Below are 24208 nucleotides of genomic sequence, written 5' to 3' on the forward strand. Positions count from 1 at the left end.
CCGCCTTCTTCAAATGAAAAACTAAACAGGAGGATCAACCGCATCACGCATTCGCGGTCCTCGGTAGTGATCTCCGGGAACGGCTTCGTTGACAGAAGCCGCCGGCCCGTGGGTCTCGATCGATGACCGGGTGCAGGGCCAGTAGACAGATGCTGGGCTGGGTTGATGCGGCTGGACTTCCGTGAAACAGAAACGGAGGTGACTCTCTTGGAGGGTCCCGAAATCCAGTTCTCAGAGGCAGTCATTGACAATGGCCGCTTCGGCAAGCGTGTAATCCGCTTCGAAACCGGCCGCCTCGCCAAGCAGGCCGCCGGCGCAGCCATGGTGTACATCGACGATGACACCGCGCTGCTGTCCGCCACCACCGCCGGCAAGCACCCGCGTGAGGGCTTCGACTTCTTCCCGCTGACCGTCGACGTCGAAGAGCGCATGTACGCCGCCGGCCGCATCCCGGGCTCGTTCTTCCGCCGCGAAGGCCGCCCGTCCACCGAAGCCATCCTGGCCTGCCGCCTGATGGACCGCCCGCTGCGCCCCGCCTTCATCAAGGGCCTGCGGAACGAAGTCCAGATCGTGGTGACCGTCCTGGCCATCAACCCCGACGAGCTGTACGACGTCGTGGCCATCAACGCTTCCTCGATGTCCACCCAGCTGTCCGGCCTGCCGTTCTCGGGCCCCATCGGCGGCGTCCGCGTTGCCCTGGTGAACGACGAAAACGGATCCCAGTGGGTTGCCTTCCCCAAGCACTCACAGCTCGAGAACTCCGTGTTCAACATGGTGGTTGCCGGCCGCGTCGCCGGTGACGATGTCGCCATCATGATGGTCGAGGCCGAAGCCACCGACAACTCCTGGAACCTCATCAAGGAACAGGGCGCCACCGCCCCCACCGAAGAGGTTGTGGCCGAGGGCCTGGAGGCTGCAAAGCCGTTCATCAAGGCACTCTGCGACGCCCAGGCCGATCTCGCCGCCCGCGCTGCCAAGCCCACGGTCGAGTTCCCGGTCTTCCTGGATTACGAGGACGACGCTTACGCCGCTGTCGAGTCCGCCGCAGCCGACAAGCTCGCCGCGGTCTTCCAGATCGCGGACAAGCAGGAACGCGACAACGCCTCCGACGCGCTCAAGGACGAGGTCCTCACTTCGCTGGCCGGCCAGTTCGAAGGCCGCGAGAAGGAACTGTCCGCAGCCTTCCGCTCCGTCACCAAGCACGTGGTGCGCCAGCGCATCCTGAAGGACCAGATCCGCATCGACGGCCGAGGCCTGACGGACATCCGCCAGCTCACCGCCGAGGTCGAGGTCCTGCCCCGCGTCCACGGCTCCGCCATCTTCGAGCGCGGCGAGACCCAGATCATGGGTGTCACCACGCTGAACATGCTCAAGATGGAACAGCAGATCGACTCGCTGTCGCCGGTGACGCGCAAGCGCTACATGCACAACTACAACTTCCCGCCGTACTCCACCGGTGAAACCGGCCGCGTGGGCTCGCCCAAGCGCCGCGAAATCGGCCACGGCGCCCTGGCCGAACGTGCACTCGTGCCCGTCCTGCCGTCCCGCGAGGAATTCCCGTACGCCATCCGCCAGGTGTCCGAGGCCCTCGGTTCCAACGGTTCGACGTCGATGGGTTCCGTCTGCGCCTCCACCCTGTCCCTGCTGAACGCCGGTGTGCCCCTGAAGGCCGCCGTCGCCGGCATCGCCATGGGCCTGGTTTCCGACCAGGTGGACGGTCAGACCCGCTACGCAGCCCTGACCGACATCCTCGGCGCCGAAGACGCCTTCGGTGACATGGACTTCAAGGTTGCCGGTACCTCGGAGTTCGTCACAGCCATCCAGCTGGACACCAAGCTCGACGGTATCCCCGCCTCCGTGCTGGCAGCAGCACTGAAGCAGGCCCGCGAAGCACGCCTGCACATCCTCGAGGTCATCAACTCGGCCATCGACACCCCGGACGAGCTCTCCGAGTTCGCGCCGCGCGTCATCGCCGTGAAGATCCCCGTGGACAAGATCGGCGAGGTCATTGGCCCCAAGGGCAAGATGATCAACCAGATCCAGGAGGACACCGGCGCCGACATCTCCATCGAGGACGACGGCACCGTCTACATTGGCGCCACGAACGGTCCGTCTGCCGACGCAGCACGCTCCGCCATCAACGCCATCGCGAACCCGCAGGTCCCGGAGATCGGCGAGCGCTACCTGGGTACGGTCGTCAAGACCACCACCTTCGGTGCCTTCGTGTCGCTGACCCCGGGCAAGGACGGCCTCCTTCACATCTCCGAGCTCCGCAAGCTGGCCAACGGCAAGCGCGTGGACAACGTGGAGGACGTGGTTTCCGTTGGCCAGAAGATCCAGGTGGAAATCACCAAGATCGACGACCGCGGAAAGCTCTCGCTCGCCCCGGTGGTTGCCGAGGAAGAAGCTCCGGCCGACACCGAGCGCGCCCACACCACGGAGCCCGCTGAAGGCGCTGACGTCTAACAGCCCGGGCTTTCCGGCACAAGCATGAATCGGCGGGACCGGTGGATGATCCACCGGTCCCGCCGCTGTTACGATGGCAGCCAGATCCGGCTGCCCCTCCTGAAAGGCATCAATGACTGTTGTACCCCTGCCGCTTGAGCAGAACCACGCCGGCGACACCCTGGTCCACGGCTCCGACGGCGGGTCCGAGGTCCGCCGTTCAGTGCTGCCAGGAGGCGTGCGGGTACTGACGGAGGCGATGCCGGGCCAGCGGTCAGCCACCATCGGGTTCTGGGTGGGCGTCGGGTCCCGCGACGAGGCCCCAGGCCAGCACGGGTCCACCCACTTCCTGGAGCACCTGCTCTTCAAGGGAACCAAGCGGCGCACCGCCCTGGAGATCGCCTCGGCCTTCGACGAGGTGGGCGGGGAATCCAACGCGGCAACAGCCAAGGAAAGCACCTGCTACTTCGCCCGGGTCCTGGACACGGACCTGCCCATGGCCATCGACGTTATTGCGGACATGATCACCGGGGCCGTGCTGGACCCTGACGAGATGGAGCAGGAACGCGACGTCATCCTGGAAGAAATCGCCATGGACAGCGATGACCCCACCGATGTCGCCCACGAGCACTTCGTGGCCAAGGTCCTTGGCAGCCACCCGCTGGGCCGCCCCATCGGCGGCACCCCCGCGGCGATCAGGGCGGTGGCCCGGGATGCGGTGTGGGAGCACTACCGCAGGTATTACAAGCCGGAGGAGCTGGTTATCACCGCCGCGGGCGGTTTGGACCACGACGTCGTATGCGGACTTGTGGTGGATGCCCTCGAGTCCGCGGGGTGGTCGCTGCAGTCCGACGCGGCGCCCGTGCAGCGCCGCTCCACCGAACGCGCCCTGATCACCGGGACAGCCGGGCTGCACGTGGTCAAGCGCGCCGTGGAGCAGGCAAACATCATCATGGGATGCCCCACGATCGTCGCCACCGATGAACGCCGCTACGTCATGAGCGTCCTGAACGCAGTCCTCGGCGGCGGCATGTCCTCCCGGCTGTTCCAGGAAGTCCGCGAGAAGCGTGGCCTGGTGTACTCCACCTACTCCTTTGCATCGTCCTACGCCGACGCCGGCTACTTCGGCATGTACGCCGGGTGCACTCCGTCCAAGGTCCGGCAGGTGGTGGACCTGCTCGGCGTGGAGCTGGACAAGCTCGCCGAACACGGCATTTCCGAGGATGAACTCCGCAAGGCAGTGGGACAGCTCGGCGGCGGAATCGTCCTGGCCCTGGAGGACACCGGCTCCCGTATGTCCCGGCTTGGCCGGGCCGAGCTGGTCTCCGGCGAATACCAGGACATCGACGAGACCCTGCGCCTGATCAAGGCAGTCACCGCCGAACAGGTCCAGGAACTGGCCGCCGAACTCGCTGCCGCGCCTCGGACCATTACCGTGGTGGGACCCTTCGAGGAGACGGAAACCTTCGGGCTGTAGGAACCGGCTCCAGTAACCCGGCCGCAGGACCCGAACCGCGGGCCGGCGCCCGCGTCAGGGACTTCTTTACAGCCGCAGGAGCGGGCGTGATGATGGTGGTCTGAAACGGGAAGCAGCGCGGAGGAAGCATGGACCGACCGTTGCCGCCGGGCCCGGTACCGGAAGCGCTGGGAGCCTTCCTGGGCCACTGGAGCGGCACCACGCACTGGGAAGCCACCGCCTGGAGCCCGGCACATACAGACGCGGTGGAAGTCGCCTTCGCCACGGCCGCCGGCGGCCACGCGGTCGCCATGACCTACCGCCACACGGAGCCCGACGGTTCCTGCTCCGAGGGTGTTGGGATCTTCGCCGCCGACCCCATCCACGCCAACACTTTCTGGTACCACACAACCGCTGCCGGCATGCCGCTCGAAAGCCGTGACCGCGCCACGTGGCGCGACGGCACCCTGACCGTGGAGCGCCGCCGGGGCTCCGCCACCGTCAGGCACGTGCTTAACGCGCGCGATGGCGTGCTGACGCACTCTGCCGGCCTGTGGCGCCGTCATCGCAATGAACTGGTCCCCCTGATGACCACCGTGTGCCAAAGGGTGCCCTCCGCGCCGCGTGATTAGCCGGGACCTTCCCGCGGGGTCGGTGCACCCCTGCCACCGAGAGGCCTGACGGCCGACTCACCTGCGCTTTTACCGTTGACAGAACCGAGGGTTGACTCTACATTTGCTGTAATCTGAATCACCTTTCAGGTACGGGGTTCTTCCCTCCCACACCACACCCGCGGATCTTCACCGAAAGGCATCCCGTGAAGGAAACAAAGAAGTTTTTGATGGCCGCCGTTATGGCGTCCGGGCTGGCCCTGAGCGCCTGCGCACCAACGGCGGGTGCAGGTGCTCCGTCCGGCTCCGGCAGTGCGGCCGCGCCGGTCAACGTTGGCATCATCTACTCAAAGACCGGTGCCCTCGCTGCCTATGGCGAAACCTACTACCAGGGCCTGCAGGCCGGCATCGATTACGCCACGAACGGCACCGGCGAGATCAACGGCGCCAAGATCAACCTGACCTACGCCGACGACGCAGGCGACCCCGACAAGGCGGTCACCGCCGCCAAGGACATGATCGGCAAGGGCTACAAGATCATCGGCGGCACCGCGTCCTCCGGCATCGCCGTCAAGCTTGCTGAGCAGGCGCAGCAGAACAAGATCCTCTACATTTCCGGTGCTGCCGCCACCGACGCGATCCAGGGCGTCAACAAGTACACTTTCCGTTCCGGCCGCCAGAGCCTGCAGGACGTCGCCACCGCAGGTACCTTCATCGACCCCAACGGCAAGAAGGTCGTCGTGTTCGCGCAGGACAACGCCTTCGGCCAAGGCAACGTCGCCGCGGTCAAGGCCGTGCTGGGAGCCAAGGGCGCCACGGTGAGCTCCGTGCTCGTCCCGGAAAACCAGGAGCTCACCCCCTTCGCGCGGCAGCTTCTGGACGCCAAGCCGGACATGGTTTTCGTGGCTTGGGCGGGTGCCACCACCGGCACCATGTGGCAGTCGCTTAGCCAACAGGGAGTGTTTGACGCCGCTCCCGTCGTCACCGGCTTGGGCGACGCGTCCAGCTTCGGCGCCTACGGCCCGGCAAGCTCCAAGATCAGCTTCCTGAGCCACTACTTCCCGGGCGCCTCCGGTACCGAGGTGGAAAAGAAAATGATTGCCGGCGTCGAAAAGGCCGGCGGCAAGGCGGACCTCTTCACCCCGGACGGGTTCGTCGCGGGCCAGCTGATCGCCCAGGCCATCAAGGAAGGCGGCGGAACCGACCCGGACGCCATGGTCAAGTCCCTCGAAGGCTTCAGCTTTGACGGCCCCAAGGGCAAGGAAACCGTCCGCGCCTCGGACCACGCCCTGATTCAGGACATGTACCAGGCAAAGCTGGTCCAGAAGGGTGACACGTGGGCCCCGCAACTGGTCAAGGCCGTCCCCGGCGACACCGTCGCCCCGCCGGAAAAGAAGTAGGACCCGTATGACAACCCCAGCCCTGCCCGCCCTCGCGGTGGACGGCCTCGGTCTGCAGATCGGCGGTGCACGCATCCTGCAGGATGTGGGCTTCGCGGTCGCCGCCGGCGAAATGATCGGCGTCATCGGCCCCAACGGGGCCGGCAAGACCACCTTGTTCAACCTGATTTCCGGCGTCTTGCGGCCCACCGCGGGCAGCATCACGCTGAACGGCAGGGAGATTACGGCAGCGCCGATCCACCGCCGGGCGTCGGCAGGGCTGGGACGGACCTTCCAGACCTCCAACCTGTTCCCGCGGCTCAGCGTGTTGGAGAATGTCAGGCTGGCCGCCCAGGCGAAACTGGGTGGCAGCTTCAGCATTCTGCGCTTCCCCTCGGCCTCGGACGAGGCTTCGCGGATCGCCAAGGGCACCATCGCCGAGGTAGGCCTCACCGGCAAGCTGACGACGGCGGCGGGGGACCTCTCGCACGGCGAGAAGCGCAAGGTGGAAATCGCCGTGCTGCTGGCCACTGATCCCGCCGTCGTCCTGCTCGACGAACCGATGGCCGGCGTGGCGTCGGGAGACGTCCCGTCCCTCACCGCCATCATCCGCGGCATGCACCGGGACCGCGGCTGCACCGTCATGATGGTCGAGCACCACATGGACGTCGTGCTGGGCCTGGTGGACCGGGTGGCCGTAATGCACCACGGCAGCCTGCTGGCCCTGGACAGCCCCGACGCCGTCATGGCCGACCCCACCGTGCAAAGCGCCTATCTCGGAGAACCAGTATGAGCACCGCAGCCGAACACCGCCCCGCCGAGGCCGCTCCCATCCTCAGGGTCGAGGGCCTCAGCGCCAGGATCGCCGGGCAGCAGGTCGTCGAGGACGTGTCCTTCACGGTGCCGGCCACGGGCATCACGGCACTGCTGGGCCGCAACGGCGTCGGGAAGACCAGCACCATCAAGGCCATTATCGGGCTGATCGACCGCACCGGCGTCGTGGAACTGGCCGGTGAAAGGATCGAAAAGGAAGCCACCTTCAAGATCATCCAGCGCGGCGTCGGCTACGTCCCGGAAGACCGCGAGGTCTTTTCCGGGCTGACCGTGGCGGAGAACCTCCGGCTCGCCGAACGGGACGCCAGCCCGCGCCGGCAGCTGGTCGAGGAGCTCTTCCCGGACCTGCTGGCCCGTGCGGGCCAGATGGCCGGCACCCTTTCCGGCGGACAGCAGCAGATGGTCTCGCTGGCCCGGGCCCTGCTCAACACCAATAAAATCCTGCTGGTCGACGAGCCCACCAAGGGCCTTGCACCCAAGATCGTCGGCGAGGTGGCCGACACCCTGGCCGAAGCAGCCAAGACGGTGCCGATCCTGCTCGTTGAACAGAACCTGCACGTGGTCCGCCAGCTCGCGGAGGGAGCCGTCGTGCTCTCCGGCGGACGCGTGGTCCACACCGGCCGTGCCCTCGACTTCCTTGATGACGCCGGCCTGATCCACAGGCATCTCGGTGTCTCCACCGACGCGGCGTCCCACGGGGACCCGGTCGAGAAAGGCGCTGCCCTGTGAGCACCGTCATCCTGCTGCTGTTCACCGGCCTTGGCCTGGGTGCGCTGTACTTCCTCGTTGCCGCCGGGCTGTCCCTGATCTACGGGCTGATGGGTGTGCTCAATTTCGCGCACGGGGCGTTCCTGACCCTGGGAGCCTTCACCGGGTGGGAGATTGCCCGCCGCGCGGGCTCCGACAACTGGGGTATCTTCCTGCTGTCCCTCATTATCGGGGCGGCGGCCGGGGCTGCTTTCGCCGCCTTCACCGAGTTCGTCCTGATCCGCCGGCTGTACCAGCGCCACATCGAGCAGGTGCTCATCACCCTGGGCCTCTCGCTCGCCACGGTGGCCCTCTTCGATGGCATCTGGGGCACCGACCCGGTCTACATCCAGGGCCCCGCCTGGTTCAAGGACACGACAGACATCCTCGGTGCCCGGATTCCCAATGACCGCTTCGTCTGCATCGTTGCCGCCGTCATGGTGCTGCTGGCCCTGGTGTACTTCCTGAAGAAGACCCGCTACGGCATGATCATTCGCGCCGGCGTCGAAAACCGGTCCATGGTCACCGCCCTCGGTATCGACGTCCGGAAGGCCTTCACCCTCGTCTTCACCATCGGCGGGGCGGCGGCGGGACTCGGCGGCGTCCTTGCCTCGCACTATTTCGGCTACGTTTCACCGATGCTCGGCGGATCGTTGCTGATCTTCGCTTTCATCGTCACGGTGATCGGTGGGCTCGGCTCGCTGACCGGCGCGGCCATCGCCGCCGTCGCCGTCGCCGTCCTGCAGCAGTTCGCGAACTTCTACCTCGGCGGCACCGGCGACTTCGTCGTTGTACTGGCGCTGGCGCTCGTGCTGCTGTTCCGTCCCTCCGGCCTGCTCGGGAGAACCGCATGACCACCGACACCGATACCAACAGCACCGGCCGGCCCGCGGTCGGCAGCGGCGCCACCCTCCCGACGGGGAAACGCCGGACCGGCAGGCGCGGGGCAGGGGGAGCGCCGGGCGGCGCCCCGGACACCGGCCGTCCTGGCATCACCGGCCGCCGCCTTGCGGCGTGGGCTGCCGGGCTGGCCGGCGTGCTGCTCCTGGTCCTGCTCCCGCTGCTGAACATCTCGCTGCCCGGCGTGCTGCCCGGTCCCAGCTACACCCCGGGATCCCTGCAACTGCTGGCCATGTGCATGCTGATGGCCGCCGCGGCCCTTACCTACCACCTGCTTCTCGGCGTTGCCGGCCTGCTCTCCTTCGGGCATGCGCTCTACTTTGGCGCCGGCGTCTATGGGCTGGCCATCATCCTGCAGAACCTGGACATCCCGCTGCTGCCGGCCATGGGGCTCACCCTGCTGGTCGTGATTGTGCTGGCCCACGTGGTGGGCAGCATCAGCCTGCGTGTCAGCGGCATCCCGTTCGCCATGGTTACCCTCGCCTTTGCCCAGGCCGGTTCGGTGATTGTGGGACGGAACCCCGACGGCAAAACCGGCGGGGACGAGGGCTTGACGCTGCGCACGGACAACCTGCCCGACTTCCTGGTCGGGGTTGTCAACACCCGCAACCTGTACTGGCTGGCGCTGGCCGTGCTGGTGGCCGTGTTCGTGATCGTCACCTGGGTGCAGTCCTCGCGGGCCGGGCACGCGGCCGCCGCCGTCCGGGAAAACGAACTGCGGGTCCGCGTCCTTGGCCTGCAGCCCTATCTGGTCAAACTGCTGATCTTTGTGCTCTCTGCGATCCTGGTCAGCGTGATCGGCATGGTCTTCCTGCTGCTGCAAAGCGGCGCTATCCCGCGGGCGATCTCCTCGGACCTGACCATAACGCTGCTGGTGATGGTGGTGCTGGGCGGCGTCGGGTCCCGCTGGGGCGCCGTGATCGGCGGCGTCTTCTACACCATCCTCGACCAGCGCCTCACCGCCCTCGCCAACTCCGAGGCCGTCACGTCCCTCCCGGACATCCTGCGGGTACCGTTGTCTGAACCGTTGTTCATCCTTGGCACGCTCTTCATCCTCGTGGTGCTCTTCCTTCCCGGCGGCCTCGCTGGTACCGCCGAACGGCTGGGCCGCAGGCGCCGCGGGCGGGCGGGGAACGGCGGCGCCGAAACACCCCGCGAGATTTTGGAGGACGCTGCATGACCGGCACCAACGGACCCACCGGCGACGGGCTGCACACCCTGGGCCGATGGACCACGGACCGCAGCCAGGCCACGCCCCACCGGATTGCCATTGACGACCGCGGCTGCACCCTGACCTACCGGGAACTGGAGCGCCGGGCCGCTGCCCTCGCCGCGGGGTTCCGGGCCGCCGGGTACGTGGTGGGCGACCGGATCGCCACTCTCACCGGCAATAGCTCGGACCACGTGGTGGCCTTCTTCGCCTGCGCCAAGGCCGGGCTGGTGCTGGTGCCCCTGTCCTGGCGGCTCGCGCCCCGGGAGCTGGCCCTGCAACTGGAACTCGCCGAGCCGCAGCTGCTGCTCATGGAAGACGACCTGGAAGCACTCGGTGCGGCAGCCTGCGCCCTGCTTCCGCACCGGCTGCGTGGCTCCTCGCTGGGGCCCGGCGGCGTGGAGAAATCCGTGCCGCCGCCTACACGGGTAACACCGGTGCCCGAACCCTCGGCACGCCAGGACGTGCACGACGACGATGCCCTGATGATGATCTTCACCTCCGGAACCGAGGGGGCCGGCAAAGCCGCAGTGCTCACGCACGCCAACTGCTTCTGGAACAACCTTTCGCTGTCGCGCACCCTCGACATGGGCAGCAGCGATGTGGTCCTGGCCGTGCTGCCGCAGTTCCACGTGGGCGGCTGGAACATCCAGCCCCTGTTGGCGTGGTGGGTGGGGGCCACCGTGGTGCTGGAACGCGGATTCGACCCGGGCCGGGTCCTGCAGTTAATCCCCGAACGGCGCGTCACGATGTTGATGGGGGTGCCCACGCAGTACCTCATGCTTGCCGAACATCCGGACTTCGCCACTGCCGAACTGGGCAGCCTGCGGCACGCCGTGGTGGGCGGGGCCCCCATGCCGGCGCCGCTGCTGCGGATCTGGCACCGCAGGGGAGTGGCCCTGAGCCAGGGGTATGGACTGACCGAGGCGTCCCCCAACGTGCTCTGCCTGCCCAATGAGGACGCCGAGCGGATGGTGGGCTACTCCGGCAAACCGTATCCCCATGTTTCCGTGGCAGTGGCGGATCCGGCCACCGGCGAAATCCTCGAGGGCGCGGCCAGCGGCGAACTGCTGGTGGGCGGCCCGGGCGTGTTCGCCGGCTACTTCCGGGATCCCGCGGCCACGGCGGCTGCCCTGGCAGGCGGCTGGCTCCATACAGGCGACCTGGTGGAACGGGACGCCGAGGGCTACATCCGGGTGGTGGACCGGCTCAAGGACATCTACATCTCCGGCGGGGAGAATGTGTCTCCGTCCGAAGTGGAAGCGGTCCTGCTGGGCCACCCGGCCGTGGCACAGGCCGCGGTGGTGGGCGTGGAGGACCCCCGCTGGGGTGAAAGCGGTCTGGCGTTCGTCGTGCTCCGCCCGGGCGTGGTCACCGACGAACAGGATCTGCTGGAACACTGCAGCTCACAGCTGGCCCGGTTCAAGGTCCCGGGACGGATCGAAATGGTTGCCGGCCTGCCGCGGACAGCCCTGAATAAGGTCCTGCGGGCCAAGCTGCGCGAGGACCTGTCCCGCCGTACCGCCCCGGGAGCGGCACCCGCCCCAGGACCAGCACCCGCGGCAGGAGGACAGGCATGAGCACGGCACCGCGCACCGCCAGGGGCAACCGCACCCGGGCCAAGCTGCTTGAGGCGGCCGAGTCGGTGTTCGCCTCGGTGGGCTACCACGAGGCCTCGATTGTGAAGATCACCGAGTCCGCCGGCGTGGGTCTGGGGACGTTCTACCTGTACTTTGACGGCAAGCAGGCCATCTTCGACGAGGTGGTGGAGGACCTCAACCGCAGGGTCCGGCACGCCATGACCGACGCGGCACGGAACGCCCCCAACCGGATGGAAGCGGAACGGGCAGGATTCCGCGCCTTCTTCCGCTTCACCGCCCAGCACCCTGCGCTGTACCGGATCATCCGGCAGGCCGAGTTCGTTTCCCCGGGCGCCTTGCGGTTGCACTACACCCGCATCGTGAACGGCTACATCGAAGGGTTGAAGACGGCGCAGGCCAGCGGCGAGGTCAGGGAGATGGACCCCACGGTCGCAGCCTGGGCCCTTATGGGCATCGGTGAACTGATCGGCATGCGCTGGGTCCTGTGGGACGCGGAAGGCGCACCGCCGGTCGAGGGAGCCAGGCCCGAGGTTCCCGAAGAAGTTTTTGAAGAAATGATGCAGTTCATCGAGCGTGGCCTTGCGCCTGACTCCGCTGCTAAAACCACCCCGCCCCAGGAAGGGACATTGCCATGACCCAGACAGCCAGCCAGGAAACGTACCGCACAGCGGAAGTGGCGGTGCGCGGCGGAACACTCCACACCGCCGTCTGGGGACCGGATGATCCTGCCGCTCCCACTATCCTTGCCGTCCACGGCGTCACGGCGTCACACAAGTCATGGGCCTATCTCGCCGCGGCACTGCCCGAGGTCCGGATCATCGCTCCGGACCTGCGCGGCCGCGGCCGCAGCAACCAACTGCCGGCACCGTACGGGATGACCTCGCACGCGCAGGACCTGGCCGCCGTCCTGGAGGAACTGGCCGAGGGGCCCGTCGTCGTGGTGGGGCACTCCATGGGCGGCTTCGCCTCGCTGGTCCTTGCAGACCTGTTCCCGGAGCGAGTCCGTTCGCTGATACTGGTGGATGGGGGCCTGCCGCTGCAGGTGCCGGCAGGCCTTTCGGACGAGGAAATCATCTCCTCGGTCCTGGGTCCAGCCGCCGAGCGGCTCAATGCCACCTTCCCAAGCCGGGAGGTGTACCGCTCCTTCTGGCGGCAGCACCCGGCCTTCAGCGCGGACTGGGGTCCGCTGGTGGATGCCTATGTGGACTACGACCTCACCGGCGAGGAGCCGGAACTTCGGCCCGCCACACGGTATGAGGCAATGGCGGAGGATACGGCGGACCTGCACCGCGGCGCTTCGCTGCTGGCTGCACTGGACCGCCTTACCGTCGAGGCCGAGGTCCTCCGGGCGCCCCGGGGACTGCTGAACGAACCGGCAGCCCTTTACGCCCCGGGATATTTGGAGTCTTGGGCAGCAAAGCTTCCCACGCTGCGGCTCACGCAGGTGCCGGACGTCAACCACTACACAATCATCATGGGCCAGACGGGGGCCGCTGCCGTTGCCGGGAGCGTCCGCGCTGCCTTGGCCGGAAAGTGAGCGGCGGCTAAAACCGCCGAACCAGGCCCGCTAGCCCCCCGCGAAGGGCGGCAGCACGTCCACCACGTCGTCGGGACCCAGCACGGTTGCATGGTCCCGCACGGCCACCTCATTGAGCAGGAAGCTGCTGCGGGAAAGGATCCGGGGAAGCGGCGGGGTTCCCGTTGGGGGCTCCGGCCGCTCCACGGCCGCTACAGCTTTCACCAGATCCGCAACTGTAGCGCCGTCGGGCAGGTTGAACTTTTCTTCCTCGAAACCCGCGGCGGCGCGTGCGGCAGCAAAGTAACGTACAAGCATTCCAGTCAGCCCCCGATGGCACTCATGCTGCGGTCCGGCTGGACGAAGTCCGGGGCGTCCAGTCCCACGTGGTCCATACCGTGGGCCTTTGGTTTGATCCACATTGCGTCCTGCCACCGCTGCGCCAGCTCCGCGTCGCCTGCGCCCGCACGCAGCAGGCCCAGCAGGTCGTATTCCTCGCGCGAGAACAGGCAGCTCATGATCTTGCCTTCGGCGGTGATCCTGGTGCGCCGGCAGTCGGAGCAGAACGGCTCGGTGACGGAGGCGATAATCCCCACGGTTCCCAGAACGGGACCCTCCGGATCCGCAGTGCCGGCCACCCGGCGTCGTACTTCAAAGCGTTCCGCAGGGGCGCCGTCGCGTTCCCGGGGATCGGGACTGAGGACGAAATCCCTGGACAGCAGCCCGCGGATTTCTGCGGCAGTAATCATGTTGCGGCGCGTCCAGCCGTGGTCCGCATCAAGGGGCATCTGCTCGATGAACCGCAGTTCGTATCCGCGCTCCAGGGCCCAGGCCAGCAGTTGCGGTGACTCGGCATCGTTGATCCCGCGCATCAGGACGGCGTTCAGTTTGACGGGTCCCAGCCCGGCAGCCCACGCGGCGTCCACACCGGCCAGGACCTGGTCGAGGAAGGGGCGGCGGGTCAGCTTGGTGAACGTTTCTTCATGCAGGGAATCCAGCGACACGTTGATGCGCGTCAGCCCGGCGTCTTTCAGGGCGGCGGCCTTCCTGGCCAGGCCAACGCCGTTGGTGGTCATGGAGATCGGAAGGCCGGGGTGGTTGCGCCGCAGGGCTGCGATGATGTCCACCAAGTCGTGCCGGACCAGCGGCTCGCCGCCCGTCAGCCGCAGCTCCCGGACGCCCAGCTGTTCTACGCCCACCTTGACGATCCGCACGATTTCTTCGCCGGTCATGACTGCCTGCTTGGCCAACCACTCGAGGCCTTCGGCAGGCATGCAGTAGGTGCAGCGGAGGTTGCATTTGTCGGTCAGGGACAGCCTCATGTCCGTGGCGCGGCGGCCGTACCGGTCCGCCAGGCCGGCCGGTGCATCCGCGGGGCGGCGTCCGGGCACAGCCGATGCTGCTTCCTCCGGCGGCTGGGGCATGCCTAGCTGGACACTCATGAATTCAGGCTACGCCACCTTGAGCCGCGCATCACACCATCAGAGGCCCGGCGTCATCCAGGTGCCACGAACCTATGCTGGGAGTTGTGAAGAGTTCCGGGCGCAGGTACGGGGCGGACGACGACGGCGGCGGCCTTCAGGGGCGGCCGGAACGTTCCGTCCGGCAACCGGGAGTCCCGCGCGCTAGGGTGCGGGACACAAGGGGGCGTTGGGCCGCTGCCGCCGGGATGGTGGCCGTCGCCGGCGGGGTCGCCGCGGGGGAGTTGCTGGCAGGATTCGCCAGCCCGTCCCTGTCCCCGTTGTTCGCCGTCGGCGGAGTGGTGATCGATGCCGTTCCTCCCGGTGTGAAGGACTGGGCCATCTCCCTTTTCGGTACGGCCGATAAGGCTGCCCTGCTGACGGGCATGGCGCTGGTCATCGCCGGGCTGGCGGGACTGGCTGGAGTGCTTGAGTTCCGGAGGCGGTTCACTGGGGCCGTCCTGGTGGGCATCTTCGGCCTCGCCGGGGCGGCAGCCGTGCTGACGCGTTCCCAGGTGACCCCGGTCGCTGTTGTCCTGCCGCTCCTGGCCGCGGCTGCCGCCGTCGTGCTGTTGCGGCTCCTGGTGGGGCGGCTGGCGGCGTGGGAGGGTACTGCTTCAACCCCAGACGGGGAAAGCACTCCGGATGCCACAGCTGCGCGCTCACGCCGCAGCTTCCTCCAGGCCCTTGCCGGCACGGCAGCGGCCGCTGGGGTTGCAGGGCTGCTGGCGGGCATCTGGCGCGGTGCCGCCAACGCGGTCAGCGAAGCCAGGGCCCGCATCACCCTTCCAACGCCGGCATCTCCGGCGCCGCCAATCCCGGCGGCCGCGGAGTCCGGCGTGGCGGGAATGCCGCCGCTGGTCACGCCAAACCGTGACTTCTACCGGATCGACACAGCCCTCACCGTCCCGGCGGTCAACCCGGATACCTGGCTGCTCAAAGTCACCGGTATGGTGGCCCGGGAGGTCCAGCTCTCCTTCGCGGACCTGATGGCCAAACCCCTGACCGAACGCCACATCACCATCGCCTGCGTCTCCAACAACGTGGGCGGCGACCTGATCGGCAACGCCCGCTGGCTGGGCTGGCCGGTCAGGGACCTGCTGGCACTGGCAGGACCGCAGCCGGGATCCGACATGGTGCTCTCGCGCAGCACCGACGGTTGGACCGCCGGAACGCCCTTGGAGGTGTTGACGGATAACCGGGATGCCCTGCTGGCCGTCGGCATGAACGGTGAACCGCTGCCGCTGGAGCACGGCTTTCCCGTCCGGTTGGTTGTCCCCGGCCTTTACGGTTATGTCTCGGCAACCAAGTGGCTGACGGAACTCAAGGTCACGAGGTTTGCCGACGACGCCGGGTACTGGACCCCGCGGGGCTGGTCCGAGCGCGGACCCATCAAGACGTCGTCGCGCATCGACGTGCCGCGCAGCGGGCGCCCGGTCAGCCCGGGAACCGTTGTATTTGCCGGCGTCGCCTGGGCCCAGCACACCGGCATCGGGAAGGTGGAAGTGCGGCTCAACCGGGGGCCCTGGCGGGAAGCTGAGCTGGCGCCCGGCATCTCCGCGGACACCTGGTACCAGTGGAAGCTGGCGGTCGACCTCTCACCGGGGCAGTACGAAGTCCAGGTCCGCGCCAGCGACATGAACGGCCGGCCCCAGGATGAAACATCACGGCCGCCCGCGCCTGACGGGGCCACCGGATTCCACACGGTTAGAGTGGACGTGAAATCCTGACGGCCGCGACCAAAGGCGTACCCATGACCACTGCGCATCACGCCCCTGCGGGCAAGGCCCACAACGCCCGCTCCGTCGCCGCGCATCTGGCCGCAGTCACTGACCTCCTCGCCCCGCTGGCGGCAGAATCCCGCGCTGAAGTTGTTCTCCTGCCTGATGCCCTGGGCCGGGCGGTGGTGCACGGAATCCTTGCTCCGCTCAATCTTCCCCCCTTCGCCAACTCCCAGATGGACGGGTATGCTGTCCGTTCCGCGGACATCCCCGACGGCGGCGCTGAGCTGCGCATCATGCCTCCCATTCCCGCCGGGTCGAGCCCGCAGCCGCTTGGCCCGGGGGCTGCGGCGCCCATCATGACAGGTGCGATGATCCCGGCGGGGGCTGACGCCGTCGTACCTATTGAAAAAGCGGTGCCCGACCACTTCCTTCCGGAACAAGACGGCACTGTTGTGACGCTGCCTGCCACGGCCCCCGGAACATACGTGCGCGCCGCCGGAAGCGACATTGCGGCGGGGGAGCGGGCGCTCGCCGCCCGAACCTGCCTGGGGCCGGCGCAGCTGGGACTGCTCGCCGCCCTTGGCATGGCGGAGGTGGAGGTGTACCGGGCGGTGACCGTCCTGCTCGTCACCACGGGGGACGAAGTCGTGGAACCCGGGCAGGCGCTTCCGGAGGGCAAGATCTACGACTCCAACGGAACCCTCCTGGAAGCGGCCATGACGCAGGCAGGCCTCCGCGTCCGCCGAGCCGGGATCTCCACGGACAGCCCTGCGGAACTCCAGGCGCTGCTGCGGACCGAAGGCCGGGACACGGACCTGATCGTCACCACCGGCGGCGTCAGCAAGGGAGCCTACGAGGTGGTGCGGCAGGCCATGGCCGAACAACCGGTCGACTTCCTGCACGTCGCCATGCAGCCCGGCGGCCCCCAGGGAATCGGAACGTTCGACGGCGTCCCCTTCCTTGGGTTTCCCGGCAATCCGGTCAGCTGCCTGGTGTCCTTCGAGATGTTCCTCCGCCCCGCCCTGTCGGCCTTGCTGGGGGCGCCGGCGCCCCGGCTGCCCCTGCGCGCCCGCCTTGATCTTGAGGGGCAAGCCCGGCAGCTCACGTCCCCCGGCTCCAAACACCAGGTCCGGCGGGGGAGCCTCCAGCCGGACGGGACGGTACGGCTGGAAGGCGGCGAGAGCTCCCATCTGATGCACGCGCTCGCGGGCTCGAATGTCCTGGTCCACATTCCTGCCGGCGTAACGGAACTCGCTGCCGGGGAGGAGGTGGAAGTATGGATGCTGTGAATGCAGAACAGACTCCCGCGCTGACGCACCTGCGCCAGGACGGCAGCGCCCAGATGGTGGATGTTTCCGCCAAGGCAGAGACCACCCGGGAAGCGACGGCCACCGCCACGGTCCGGACCACCGCCGAAGTGATGCAGCTCCTGGGCACCGGCGGGCTCCCCAAGGGGGACGCCCTGGCCGTTGCCCGCGTGGCCGGCATCATGGCCGCCAAAAGGACGCCGGACCTGATCCCGCTCTGCCATCCGCTGCCGCTGTCCAAGGTCACGATTGACCTTGACCTTGGCGCTGATGCGGTCACCATCGGCGCCACCGTCAAGACCAGGGGTGTCACCGGCGTGGAGATGGAGGCCCTGACCGCGGTGTCTGTGGCCGCCCTGAGCGTTTACGACATGATCAAGGCCGTAGACAAGCACGCCGTGCTGACTGACATCAAGGTGCTGGCCAAGAGTGGCGGCAAGAGCGGAGACTGGGCACTGTGACCTCACCCTTCAGCGCGGCGGCCCCGCACGTGCACGGCGAGGTGCAGGGGCGGAAGGCCGGCGTCGTCATCGCCTCCACCCGTGCGGCTGCCGGCATCTACGACGACGAAACCGGCCCCGTGGTCACTGACTGGCTCGCCGAGCACGGCTTCGACGTGTTCCCGGCCATGGTTGTCCCCGACGGTGACCCGGCCGGTGCCGCCATCAGGGCGCTCCTAACCCAGCACCCCGCCGTCATCATCACCAGCGGCGGCACCGGGCTTAGCCCCGACGACCGCACGCCGGACGTCACCCTGCCGCTCCTGGACCGCGAAATTCCCGGGATCATGGAGGCGATCAGGCGCGCGGGCGCTGCCAAAACCCCGCTCGCCGCCCTGAGCCGTGGCTACGCCGGTGCCGCCGGGCACACGTTCATCGTCAACCTGCCCGGATCACCGAAGGGCGTCATGGACGGGCTCACCGTCCTGGACCCGCTGATCGGGCACCTTTGCGACCAGCTGGAAGGCGGACATGGGCACTGAAGCATACGAAGTGGTTAGGGCAGTCCTGAGTGCGGATCCCATCTCCGTGGACCAGGCGATTGCCGCGGTGGAAAGCGATACGGCCGGCGCCGTGGTCAGCTTCAGCGGCGTGGTGCGGAACCACGACGGCGGCAAGGCCGTTCAGCGCCTCAGCTACAGCGCGCACCCCACGGCACACCAGGTGATGGCCGACGTCGTCGCGCGCCTTGTAGCCGAACAGGGCGCTGAAGGGGACGCCGGGGCTGAACAGCCTGTCCGGATCTGGGCAGCGCACCGGATCGGCATGCTGGAAATCGGCGACCCCGCGCTGGTGTGCGCCGTCTCCGCCGCACACCGCGGCCAGGCCTTCGCCGTCTGCTCCGAACTCGTGGACCGCATCAAGGAACAGGTGCCCATCTGGAAGGAACAGTTTTTCTCCGACGGCACCGTGGAATGGGTCGGCGCCGGCGGCTGACCCCCACCACTGATCCCGACTGCGAGGTAACGCACGCCGCCCGGTTCCTGCACCAACCACCGGCGCCGGTAGGGTTAATGCCATGACCGAACAACACTCCGTTCCCAAGCTGGTGGCCGTCCTCGGCGCCAACGGACGCATGGGTGCCGAGGCCGTCAAGGCCATCGACGCCGCTCCCGACATGAAGCTCGTCGCAGCCCTGGGACGGGGTGACGCACTGGAGCAGCTGACCGCCTCAGGTGCCCAATACCTGGTGGACCTCACGGTCCCCGAAAGCACCGAAGCGAACGTCCGCTTCGCCGTCGAGCACGGAATCCACGCTGTGGTGGGCACCACCGGCTGGGACGCGGACCGCCTGTCCGCGCTGGAATCTTTGCTGGCGGAGCACCCTGAGGCGGGCGTCCTCATCGCACCGAACTTCGCCCTGGGCTCTGTGCTGGCCTCCGCGTTCGCCGCGAAGGCGTCCAGGTACTTCGAATCGGTGGAGATCATCGAACTGCACCACCCGGACAAGGTGGATGCGCCTTCCGGCACCGCCGTCCGCACTGCACAGCTGATCGCCGCCGAACGTGCTGCCGCCCAGCTGCCGCCCAGCCCCGATGCCACCACCAGTGAACGCCCCGGTGCCCGCGGCTGCGAAGTGGATGGCGTCCGCGTGCACAGCGTGCGCCTCCGCGGGCTCGTGGCACACCAGGAAGTGCTGCTGGGCGGTCCCGGTGAGCAGCTGACCCTCCGCCACGACTCCTTTGACCGTGCCTCCTTCATGCCGGGCGTGCTCCTGGGCGTCCGCAACGTTGCTGCGCACCCCGGCCTGACCGTGGGCCTGGACGGTTACCTGGACCTGGGACTCTAGGCCGTGAACGGGCTCGCAGCCGGCTTCCGGAAGAACCGCACCAAGATCTGGGTGGCAGCGGTGACGCTGTTGCTGGTGTTCTACCTGGTGGTGTCCTTCCAGCGCTCCCTCCTGCTCTTGTCGGACGCCAACCTGACCGCCAAGGCCATCGGCGCCGCCTACCTGGTGCTGCCCATTGTTGGCGCCTGGGCCCTGATCCGCGAGCTGATGTTCGGGGCCCGTACCGAACAGATGGCCAAGGTCCTGGAGGCCGAAGGCGGCCTGCCGGTGGACGAGCTTCCGCGCACGCCCGGTGGCCGGATCGTCCGGGCCGCTGCAGATGCCGAATTCGAAAAGTACCGGGCCGAGGCTGAGGCCGCTCCCGACGACTGGCGTTCCTGGTTCCGGTTGAGCTGCGCCTACGACGCCGCCGGGGACCGTAAACGTGCCCGGGCATCCATGCGCGACGCCGTGAAGCTTTTCACCGCCGCGTCCTAGCTTCCGGGGTGCTTCCCGCCGCGATGGGCATTTCTGCCCATCGCGGCTTTTTACCGTCCACGGTAGGTTGACTTAGTACACACTCTTTAGCTTTGGGGGAAAGCATGAGGATGGCCACTACCGTCGGCACTGTCCGCTCCACTGGTGCGGCAACATATCGCCGGCGCGGCCCCAGCAGCTCCACCCCTTTCCCGCAGACGCCGTCGTTCCGCGTGCCCGGACGCCGGAGGCCTGACGCTGCATCCTGACCACTGCACCCTTATCACCGCACCCCTGTTACCGCACAGAAGGACCATCAATGAGCCACCCGAATTACCCCCACCCGCAGCAGAACGGACCGTCGGCGCCCCCCATTCCGCCGCCGCCTTCCTCCTTTGGCGCGCAGCCCGCTTTCGAGGGGCAGTATCCGGCAGGTCCGCAGGGGGAATACCAGTCCGCGCCCTACGGCCAGGGTCCCTACTCCGATGCGCCGCGGAAGTCCTTCATGGTCACGTGGCTCCTTTCCCTCCTGCTGGGTACCTTCGGTGTGGACCGCTTCTACCTGGGCAAGACCGGCACCGGCGTGGCGAAGCTGCTCACGGCCGGCGGTGCGGGCATCTGGTCGATTGTGGACCTGATCATGACCCTGACCGGAAACACGCGGGACAAGGACGGCCGTCCGCTGGAGGGCTACCAGGAAAACAAGAAGAAGGCGTGGATCATCACTGCCGTCGTCTGGCTGGTCAGCATTATTACCGGGATTCTGTTGGCTATCGCGTCCATCGCCATGGTTGGTGCGGCCATCGATGCCCGGAAGGTACCCGTGGCACCTGAACTTCCTTCGGCGTCCCAGGCCGCGCCTGCCCCCTCCGGCGGAAGCCAGACCGGCGGCAGCGCGGCCGGAGCGAACTCCACGGTGGCCACCGTGTCCGAAGGAAACACCGTGAAGGTCAGCGTTCTCGACTCCATCTACACGGACAAGATTCCCGGCATGGACTACATGACTGCAAAGAACGGTGGCTTCTTTGCCGTAGAGGTTTCCTGGGAGACGCAAACCGGCAGCAGCTTCTCCAGCCCCTCCAACTTCAGCGTCCTTGATGCCGACGGCAAGGAGGGCGAGATGGTGTACCTGGACGAGAAGCTGGGACCGCTGCCCACCGATGAGGTAGGTGCCGGCGATGCCCGCAAGGGGATTATTGCGTTCGACGTGAAAAAGGGTCCGGTCCAGGTAGTGGTCTTTGATGACTATGGCGACAAGGCGGCCACCTTCAACCTGACCGCCCAGTAAGCAGCCAACTCCCGGCAGGTGTTCAAAAAGGAACCCGCGGCCCCATCTTGTGGTGGGCCGCGGGTTCCTTTCCGTTAACCGACAAACGGATCGTCAGGTGGAAGCCGGTCTTTGGATGGCCGCTCGTCTCTGGCTGGCCGCCCGTCCTTTGATGGCTGCCGTTCACTGCAGGGCTTTGAGGCCGCCCCGGCCCACGCGGCTCGCCGCGTGGCCGACCCATTCCAGCGGACCGCGCCACCCCAGCACGGCAAACACCATGCCAATGACGATGGCGGCCGCTGCATGGGCAAAGTACATGCCGTCTTCGGTCCAGCCCGCGGGCAGGGGTTTGAGGTAGAAGCCGGAGACCACCCACACGTGCACGGTATACAGGGTCAGCGTCATGGCGCCGGCTCCCCGCAGCGGCAGCAGCAGGTCCAGGTCCACCCATTCTGCGAGCCGTCCCAGGAGCAGGCAGGCCCCGATGGCGGCCGCCGCCACGGCCGAGGTGTGCAGGAGGTCAAGCGGGGTGCCGGAGTGTGGTGCGGCGGATGCCAGCCACCACCACGAGCCCTCCTGCGGCAGTCCCGCCAGGTTGACCTGCAGCACGCTGCCCAGCGGATAGCCCGGCGAGTCGAGGACCTTCTCCAGTGCCGCCCGGCCGCCCCAGTCCTCCATGGCGGCTGTGCCCAGGGTCTTGGCGGCCACGGCCACCACGGTTCCGCCCACCAGCAGCAGGACGGGAACCAGCGCCTTGGTGAGGACCAGACGGCCGATGGCCAGGCCCACCAGCAGGTAGGACAGCCACTGCACCACCGGGTAATACCCGGTGAAGAACACGTCCGCGAGCAGCCTCGAAGGGGTTCCCAGGTCCTCCCAGTTTGGGTTGTGGCCCAGCTTCAGGGGCGGCTCGGGGGCAAGGAGCCAGGGCCGCAGCAGGTAAGCCAGCACCGGTGATACCAGGATCCAGCCTGCAGCCCACGCACACAGGCGCTTTACGCCGAGTCCCAGGAACGGCAGGATGCACAGGAACAGCACGGCGTAGTGGACCAGGATGATGGCCACGTTCACTTCCAGACCGCCCAGGGTGAGTCCGACGGCGGCTATCACCAGGGCGCGCAGCGCCACTCCTCGCCGGGCACCGGACAGTTCGGCGCCCTCCAGGGGCTTGTCCCTGCCGGTGGAGAGGGCAAGCCCCACGCCGGCCAGGACGGCGAAGAGTGCCGCGGCCCGCCCGGAGAATGTCAGGCCGATCCAGGTTGGGGTGAGGTTGGCATTCGATTCGAATGTCGGCAGCAGGTGCGTGGCCATCATGCCCAGCAGCGCCAGGCCGCGGGCGGCGTCGATGCCCCGAAGGCGCCCCGGTTGTGGCCGGCCTGGGGTCTTCCGGGACCGGGTGGCCGGGGTTCGGGACGTCATGACCAGATCGTCTCACATGCACTGGCGGCCTTGCTGTCAAGCAGGTGACCCCCAAGCGGTGAAGGGGTCGCGGCGGTACGGGACCCCCTTGTATTCGAATATATGTTCGAATAGCATGGCTGCATGAAGACGCCATCATCCGGAGCCCCTGCCCCGCGGGGATCCAGCCAGCCGGGGAATCTGCGCACGGGACAGTTGCAGTCCGGGAACTGTCGGTCAGGGGAATTACCGGCAGGTTTCCGGCCGGCCGGTCCGTCGTCTGACGACGCCGCAGCCGGGGATGGCCCGCTGAAGGCAATGAGCCCCGGGGTGGTGGACTATCTTTTCCGGCAACTCGTCTCGGGTCGTCCGGCCGAGGATGTCCAGTGGGAGCGGGAGGGCATCAGCCTTGCTGCCCAGCCGGAAGGGGCCGAGCTGGCCCGGCGGCTGGCGGAGACCGACATTGATGCCCTGACGCCAACGGAGCTGTTCCACTATGTGCGGGCTGCGCAGCGGCTTGCGTCCTGGGCTGAGGACCTCCGGCAGGCCGCCGTCGGACGCTATTGCCATGCCGGAACAAACGCGCCACGGCCCGGCGGCCAGAGTATTTGACGTTCGTCACGCCCGTGGCATTGTCCTAACCAGCCGGGGACAGGGTAACGTTTTTTCCATGGCTGACTCTTCCGCGCACATCCCTGCCCTCGGTACCCTCCTGACCGCCATGGTCACGCCGTTCACCAAGGACGGCGCAGTGGATTACGACCAGGCGGCAGCGCTTGCCAGCAAGCTGGTCGACGACGGCTGTGACGGGCTGGTGGTCACCGGAACCACGGGTGAAACCTCCACCCTGACGGACGAAGAGAACCTCGGTATGTTCCGCGCCGTGAAGGATGCCGTCGGCGGCCGCGCTGCGATCATCGCCGGTACGGGCACCAACGACACCGCGCACTCGGTGCACCTTTCCCAGCAGGCGGCAGCCCTCGGCGTCGACGGCCTCCTCCTGGTGACCCCTTACTACAACAAGCCCAGCCAGGCCGGCGTCCGTGCCCACTTCGAGACCATCGCGTCCGCCGTGGACGTCCCCGTCATGCTTTATGACATCCCTGGCCGGTCCTCCATCGCCATCGAACCGGACACCATGATCCGGCTGGCGCAGCACCCCAACATCGTCGCCGTCAAGGACGCCAAGGCGGACCTCACCGCCGCCACGCGCGTCATGGCGGAAACCGACCTCCTGTTCTACTCGGGCGACGACGGACTGACCCTTCCCTGGATGGCGCTGGGCGCCGTCGGGCTGGTGGGTGTCACCACGCACGTCGCCACCCGCCGCTTCCGCGAAATGATTGACGCCGTCAACGCCAACGACCTTGGGACCGCCCGCAAGATCAACTTCGAGCTGCAGCCCGTGGTCCGCGCCACCATGACCCGCGTCCAGGGGGCCGTGGCGGCCAAACAGATTCTTAAATGGCAGGGAGTCCTGCCCAACTCGATTGTCCGTTTGCCCCTCGTGGAGCCGGACGAAACCGAGATCGAAACCATCCGCGGGGATTTGGCGGAAGCGGGGCTGGTCTTCTCCTAAGGCTAAGACCGGCACCCTTCCGCCTGGAA

At 67.5% G+C, this 24208-nt stretch carries 24 protein-coding genes; 21 read left to right on the forward strand and 3 right to left on the reverse strand.

The window, feature by feature from the left end; translation table 11 throughout:
* The first annotated feature begins 207 nt into the window (after positions 1-207).
* The 11 genes from JCQ34_RS06890 (at position 208) to JCQ34_RS06940 (ending at position 12720) form a co-directional block, all read left to right on the forward strand.
* On the forward strand, positions 208-2466 hold the full coding sequence (locus JCQ34_RS06890; protein ID WP_286404351.1) for a polyribonucleotide nucleotidyltransferase: 2259 nt from the start codon (positions 208-210) through the stop codon (positions 2464-2466).
* A gap of 112 nt (positions 2467-2578) precedes the next feature.
* A complete protein-coding gene (locus JCQ34_RS06895) occupies positions 2579-3922 on the forward strand; it encodes a M16 family metallopeptidase (protein ID WP_286403142.1) in 1344 nt (447 codons plus the stop codon).
* Between the two features lie 128 nt (positions 3923-4050).
* Entirely contained in the window at positions 4051-4533 is a 483-nt protein-coding gene (locus JCQ34_RS06900) for a DUF1579 domain-containing protein (RefSeq protein ID WP_286403144.1), read from the forward strand.
* A gap of 185 nt (positions 4534-4718) precedes the next feature.
* Positions 4719-5912: a substrate-binding domain-containing protein gene (locus JCQ34_RS06905; protein WP_286403146.1), complete on the forward strand. Its 1194-nt coding sequence runs from the start codon at positions 4719-4721 to the stop codon at positions 5910-5912.
* A 7-nt stretch (positions 5913-5919) separates the two neighbouring features.
* Positions 5920-6684, forward strand: a complete 765-nt coding sequence (locus JCQ34_RS06910; RefSeq protein ID WP_286403148.1) for an ABC transporter ATP-binding protein — start codon at positions 5920-5922, stop codon at positions 6682-6684.
* Complete coding sequence (locus JCQ34_RS06915) at positions 6681-7454, forward strand: ABC transporter ATP-binding protein (RefSeq protein WP_286403150.1); 774 nt, start codon at positions 6681-6683, stop codon at positions 7452-7454. The genes JCQ34_RS06910 and JCQ34_RS06915 overlap by 4 nt, the downstream gene beginning before the upstream one ends.
* Positions 7451-8326, forward strand: a complete 876-nt coding sequence (locus JCQ34_RS06920; RefSeq protein WP_286403152.1) for a branched-chain amino acid ABC transporter permease — start codon at positions 7451-7453, stop codon at positions 8324-8326. The genes JCQ34_RS06915 and JCQ34_RS06920 overlap by 4 nt, the downstream gene beginning before the upstream one ends.
* Positions 8323-9552: a branched-chain amino acid ABC transporter permease gene (locus tag JCQ34_RS06925; RefSeq protein WP_286403153.1), complete on the forward strand. Its 1230-nt coding sequence runs from the start codon at positions 8323-8325 to the stop codon at positions 9550-9552. The genes JCQ34_RS06920 and JCQ34_RS06925 overlap by 4 nt, the downstream gene beginning before the upstream one ends.
* Positions 9549-11162, forward strand: coding sequence for a class I adenylate-forming enzyme family protein (locus JCQ34_RS06930; protein ID WP_286403155.1), 1614 nt, complete (start codon positions 9549-9551; stop codon positions 11160-11162). Before JCQ34_RS06925 ends, JCQ34_RS06930 begins: the two co-directional genes overlap by 4 nt.
* Positions 11159-11818 (forward strand): TetR/AcrR family transcriptional regulator, encoded by a 660-nt coding sequence (locus JCQ34_RS06935; RefSeq protein ID WP_286403157.1) that lies wholly within the window; start codon positions 11159-11161, stop codon positions 11816-11818. The genes JCQ34_RS06930 and JCQ34_RS06935 overlap by 4 nt, the downstream gene beginning before the upstream one ends.
* Positions 11815-12720 carry an alpha/beta hydrolase gene (locus JCQ34_RS06940; protein WP_286403159.1) on the forward strand — a complete coding sequence of 302 codons (906 nt, stop codon included), beginning with the start codon at positions 11815-11817 and terminating at the stop codon, positions 12718-12720. The genes JCQ34_RS06935 and JCQ34_RS06940 overlap by 4 nt, the downstream gene beginning before the upstream one ends.
* A 30-nt stretch (positions 12721-12750) precedes the next feature.
* Here JCQ34_RS06940 and JCQ34_RS06945 read toward each other — a convergent pair whose 3' ends face one another.
* Positions 12751-13017 carry a MoaD/ThiS family protein gene (locus JCQ34_RS06945; protein ID WP_286403161.1) on the reverse strand — a complete coding sequence of 89 codons (267 nt, stop codon included), beginning with the start codon at positions 13015-13017 and terminating at the stop codon, positions 12751-12753.
* Between the two features lie 5 nt (positions 13018-13022).
* The gene (gene moaA / locus JCQ34_RS06950) at positions 13023-14141 is read right to left on the reverse strand and encodes a GTP 3',8-cyclase MoaA (RefSeq protein ID WP_286403162.1); all 1119 of its coding nucleotides are present in this window, start codon (positions 14139-14141) and stop codon (positions 13023-13025) included.
* 227 nt (positions 14142-14368) lie between these two features.
* Between moaA and JCQ34_RS06955 the strand changes: the two genes are divergently transcribed.
* From JCQ34_RS06955 to JCQ34_RS06990, 8 genes are all read left to right on the forward strand, one after another.
* Positions 14369-15889 (forward strand): molybdopterin-dependent oxidoreductase, encoded by a 1521-nt coding sequence (locus tag JCQ34_RS06955; protein WP_286404355.1) that lies wholly within the window; start codon positions 14369-14371, stop codon positions 15887-15889.
* Positions 15890-15912: 23 nt separating this feature from the next.
* The gene (locus tag JCQ34_RS06960) at positions 15913-17172 is read left to right on the forward strand and encodes a molybdopterin molybdotransferase MoeA (RefSeq protein WP_286403164.1); all 1260 of its coding nucleotides are present in this window, start codon (positions 15913-15915) and stop codon (positions 17170-17172) included.
* Complete coding sequence (gene moaC, locus JCQ34_RS06965; RefSeq protein ID WP_286403166.1) at positions 17160-17651, forward strand: cyclic pyranopterin monophosphate synthase MoaC; 492 nt, start codon at positions 17160-17162, stop codon at positions 17649-17651. Before JCQ34_RS06960 ends, moaC begins: the two co-directional genes overlap by 13 nt.
* Positions 17648-18172 (forward strand): MogA/MoaB family molybdenum cofactor biosynthesis protein, encoded by a 525-nt coding sequence (locus JCQ34_RS06970; RefSeq protein ID WP_286403168.1) that lies wholly within the window; start codon positions 17648-17650, stop codon positions 18170-18172. Before moaC ends, JCQ34_RS06970 begins: the two co-directional genes overlap by 4 nt.
* Positions 18162-18626 (forward strand): molybdenum cofactor biosynthesis protein MoaE, encoded by a 465-nt coding sequence (locus tag JCQ34_RS06975; RefSeq protein WP_286403170.1) that lies wholly within the window; start codon positions 18162-18164, stop codon positions 18624-18626. Before JCQ34_RS06970 ends, JCQ34_RS06975 begins: the two co-directional genes overlap by 11 nt.
* An 82-nt stretch (positions 18627-18708) precedes the next feature.
* Positions 18709-19479, forward strand: coding sequence for a 4-hydroxy-tetrahydrodipicolinate reductase (gene dapB / locus JCQ34_RS06980; protein WP_286403172.1), 771 nt, complete (start codon positions 18709-18711; stop codon positions 19477-19479).
* 3 nt (positions 19480-19482) lie between these two features.
* Positions 19483-19956: a hypothetical protein gene (locus JCQ34_RS06985; protein WP_142134541.1), complete on the forward strand. Its 474-nt coding sequence runs from the start codon at positions 19483-19485 to the stop codon at positions 19954-19956.
* Positions 19957-20254: 298 nt separating this feature from the next.
* Positions 20255-21223, forward strand: coding sequence for a TM2 domain-containing protein (locus tag JCQ34_RS06990; RefSeq protein WP_286403176.1), 969 nt, complete (start codon positions 20255-20257; stop codon positions 21221-21223).
* Positions 21224-21385: 162 nt separating this feature from the next.
* Here the strand turns inward: JCQ34_RS06990 and JCQ34_RS06995 are convergent, their stop codons facing one another.
* Positions 21386-22621, reverse strand: a complete 1236-nt coding sequence (locus JCQ34_RS06995) for a heparan-alpha-glucosaminide N-acetyltransferase domain-containing protein (protein WP_286403178.1) — start codon at positions 22619-22621, stop codon at positions 21386-21388.
* Positions 22622-22918: 297 nt separating this feature from the next.
* Between JCQ34_RS06995 and JCQ34_RS07000 the strand changes: the two genes are divergently transcribed.
* The gene (locus JCQ34_RS07000) at positions 22919-23212 is read left to right on the forward strand and encodes a hypothetical protein (protein ID WP_286403180.1); all 294 of its coding nucleotides are present in this window, start codon (positions 22919-22921) and stop codon (positions 23210-23212) included.
* A 58-nt stretch (positions 23213-23270) separates the two neighbouring features.
* The gene (gene dapA, locus JCQ34_RS07005) at positions 23271-24179 is read left to right on the forward strand and encodes a 4-hydroxy-tetrahydrodipicolinate synthase (RefSeq protein WP_286403182.1); all 909 of its coding nucleotides are present in this window, start codon (positions 23271-23273) and stop codon (positions 24177-24179) included.
* Positions 24180-24208: the final 29 nt, after the last annotated feature.

Origin of the sequence: Pseudarthrobacter defluvii, assembly GCF_030323865.1 — a bacterium.
GTDB lineage: Bacteria > Actinomycetota > Actinomycetes > Actinomycetales > Micrococcaceae > Arthrobacter > Arthrobacter sedimenti.

Excerpts from the sequence above, each read along its gene's own strand:
- moaA (WP_286403162.1), bottom strand. The coding sequence starts at position 14,141 with ATGAGTGTCCAGCTAGGCATGCCCCAGCCGCCGGAGGAAGCAGCATCG.
- dapA (WP_286403182.1), top strand. The coding sequence starts at position 23,271 with ATGGCTGACTCTTCCGCGCACATCCCTGCCCTCGGTACCCTCCTGACC.
- JCQ34_RS06925 (WP_286403153.1), top strand. The coding sequence starts at position 8,323 with ATGACCACCGACACCGATACCAACAGCACCGGCCGGCCCGCGGTCGGC.
- moaC (WP_286403166.1), top strand. The coding sequence starts at position 17,160 with ATGGATGCTGTGAATGCAGAACAGACTCCCGCGCTGACGCACCTGCGC.
- JCQ34_RS06955 (WP_286404355.1), top strand. The coding sequence starts at position 14,369 with ATGGTGGCCGTCGCCGGCGGGGTCGCCGCGGGGGAGTTGCTGGCAGGA.
- JCQ34_RS07000 (WP_286403180.1), top strand. The coding sequence starts at position 22,919 with ATGAGCCCCGGGGTGGTGGACTATCTTTTCCGGCAACTCGTCTCGGGT.
- JCQ34_RS06975 (WP_286403170.1), top strand. The coding sequence starts at position 18,162 with ATGGGCACTGAAGCATACGAAGTGGTTAGGGCAGTCCTGAGTGCGGAT.
- JCQ34_RS06940 (WP_286403159.1), top strand. The coding sequence starts at position 11,815 with ATGACCCAGACAGCCAGCCAGGAAACGTACCGCACAGCGGAAGTGGCG.
- JCQ34_RS06990 (WP_286403176.1), top strand. The coding sequence starts at position 20,255 with ATGAGCCACCCGAATTACCCCCACCCGCAGCAGAACGGACCGTCGGCG.
- JCQ34_RS06930 (WP_286403155.1), top strand. The coding sequence starts at position 9,549 with ATGACCGGCACCAACGGACCCACCGGCGACGGGCTGCACACCCTGGGC.
- JCQ34_RS06915 (WP_286403150.1), top strand. The coding sequence starts at position 6,681 with ATGAGCACCGCAGCCGAACACCGCCCCGCCGAGGCCGCTCCCATCCTC.
- JCQ34_RS06900 (WP_286403144.1), top strand. The coding sequence starts at position 4,051 with ATGGACCGACCGTTGCCGCCGGGCCCGGTACCGGAAGCGCTGGGAGCC.
- JCQ34_RS06935 (WP_286403157.1), top strand. The coding sequence starts at position 11,159 with ATGAGCACGGCACCGCGCACCGCCAGGGGCAACCGCACCCGGGCCAAG.
- JCQ34_RS06945 (WP_286403161.1), bottom strand. The coding sequence starts at position 13,017 with ATGCTTGTACGTTACTTTGCTGCCGCACGCGCCGCCGCGGGTTTCGAG.
- JCQ34_RS06910 (WP_286403148.1), top strand. The coding sequence starts at position 5,920 with ATGACAACCCCAGCCCTGCCCGCCCTCGCGGTGGACGGCCTCGGTCTG.
- JCQ34_RS06895 (WP_286403142.1), top strand. The coding sequence starts at position 2,579 with ATGACTGTTGTACCCCTGCCGCTTGAGCAGAACCACGCCGGCGACACC.
- JCQ34_RS06995 (WP_286403178.1), bottom strand. The coding sequence starts at position 22,621 with ATGACGTCCCGAACCCCGGCCACCCGGTCCCGGAAGACCCCAGGCCGG.
- dapB (WP_286403172.1), top strand. The coding sequence starts at position 18,709 with ATGACCGAACAACACTCCGTTCCCAAGCTGGTGGCCGTCCTCGGCGCC.
- JCQ34_RS06960 (WP_286403164.1), top strand. The coding sequence starts at position 15,913 with ATGACCACTGCGCATCACGCCCCTGCGGGCAAGGCCCACAACGCCCGC.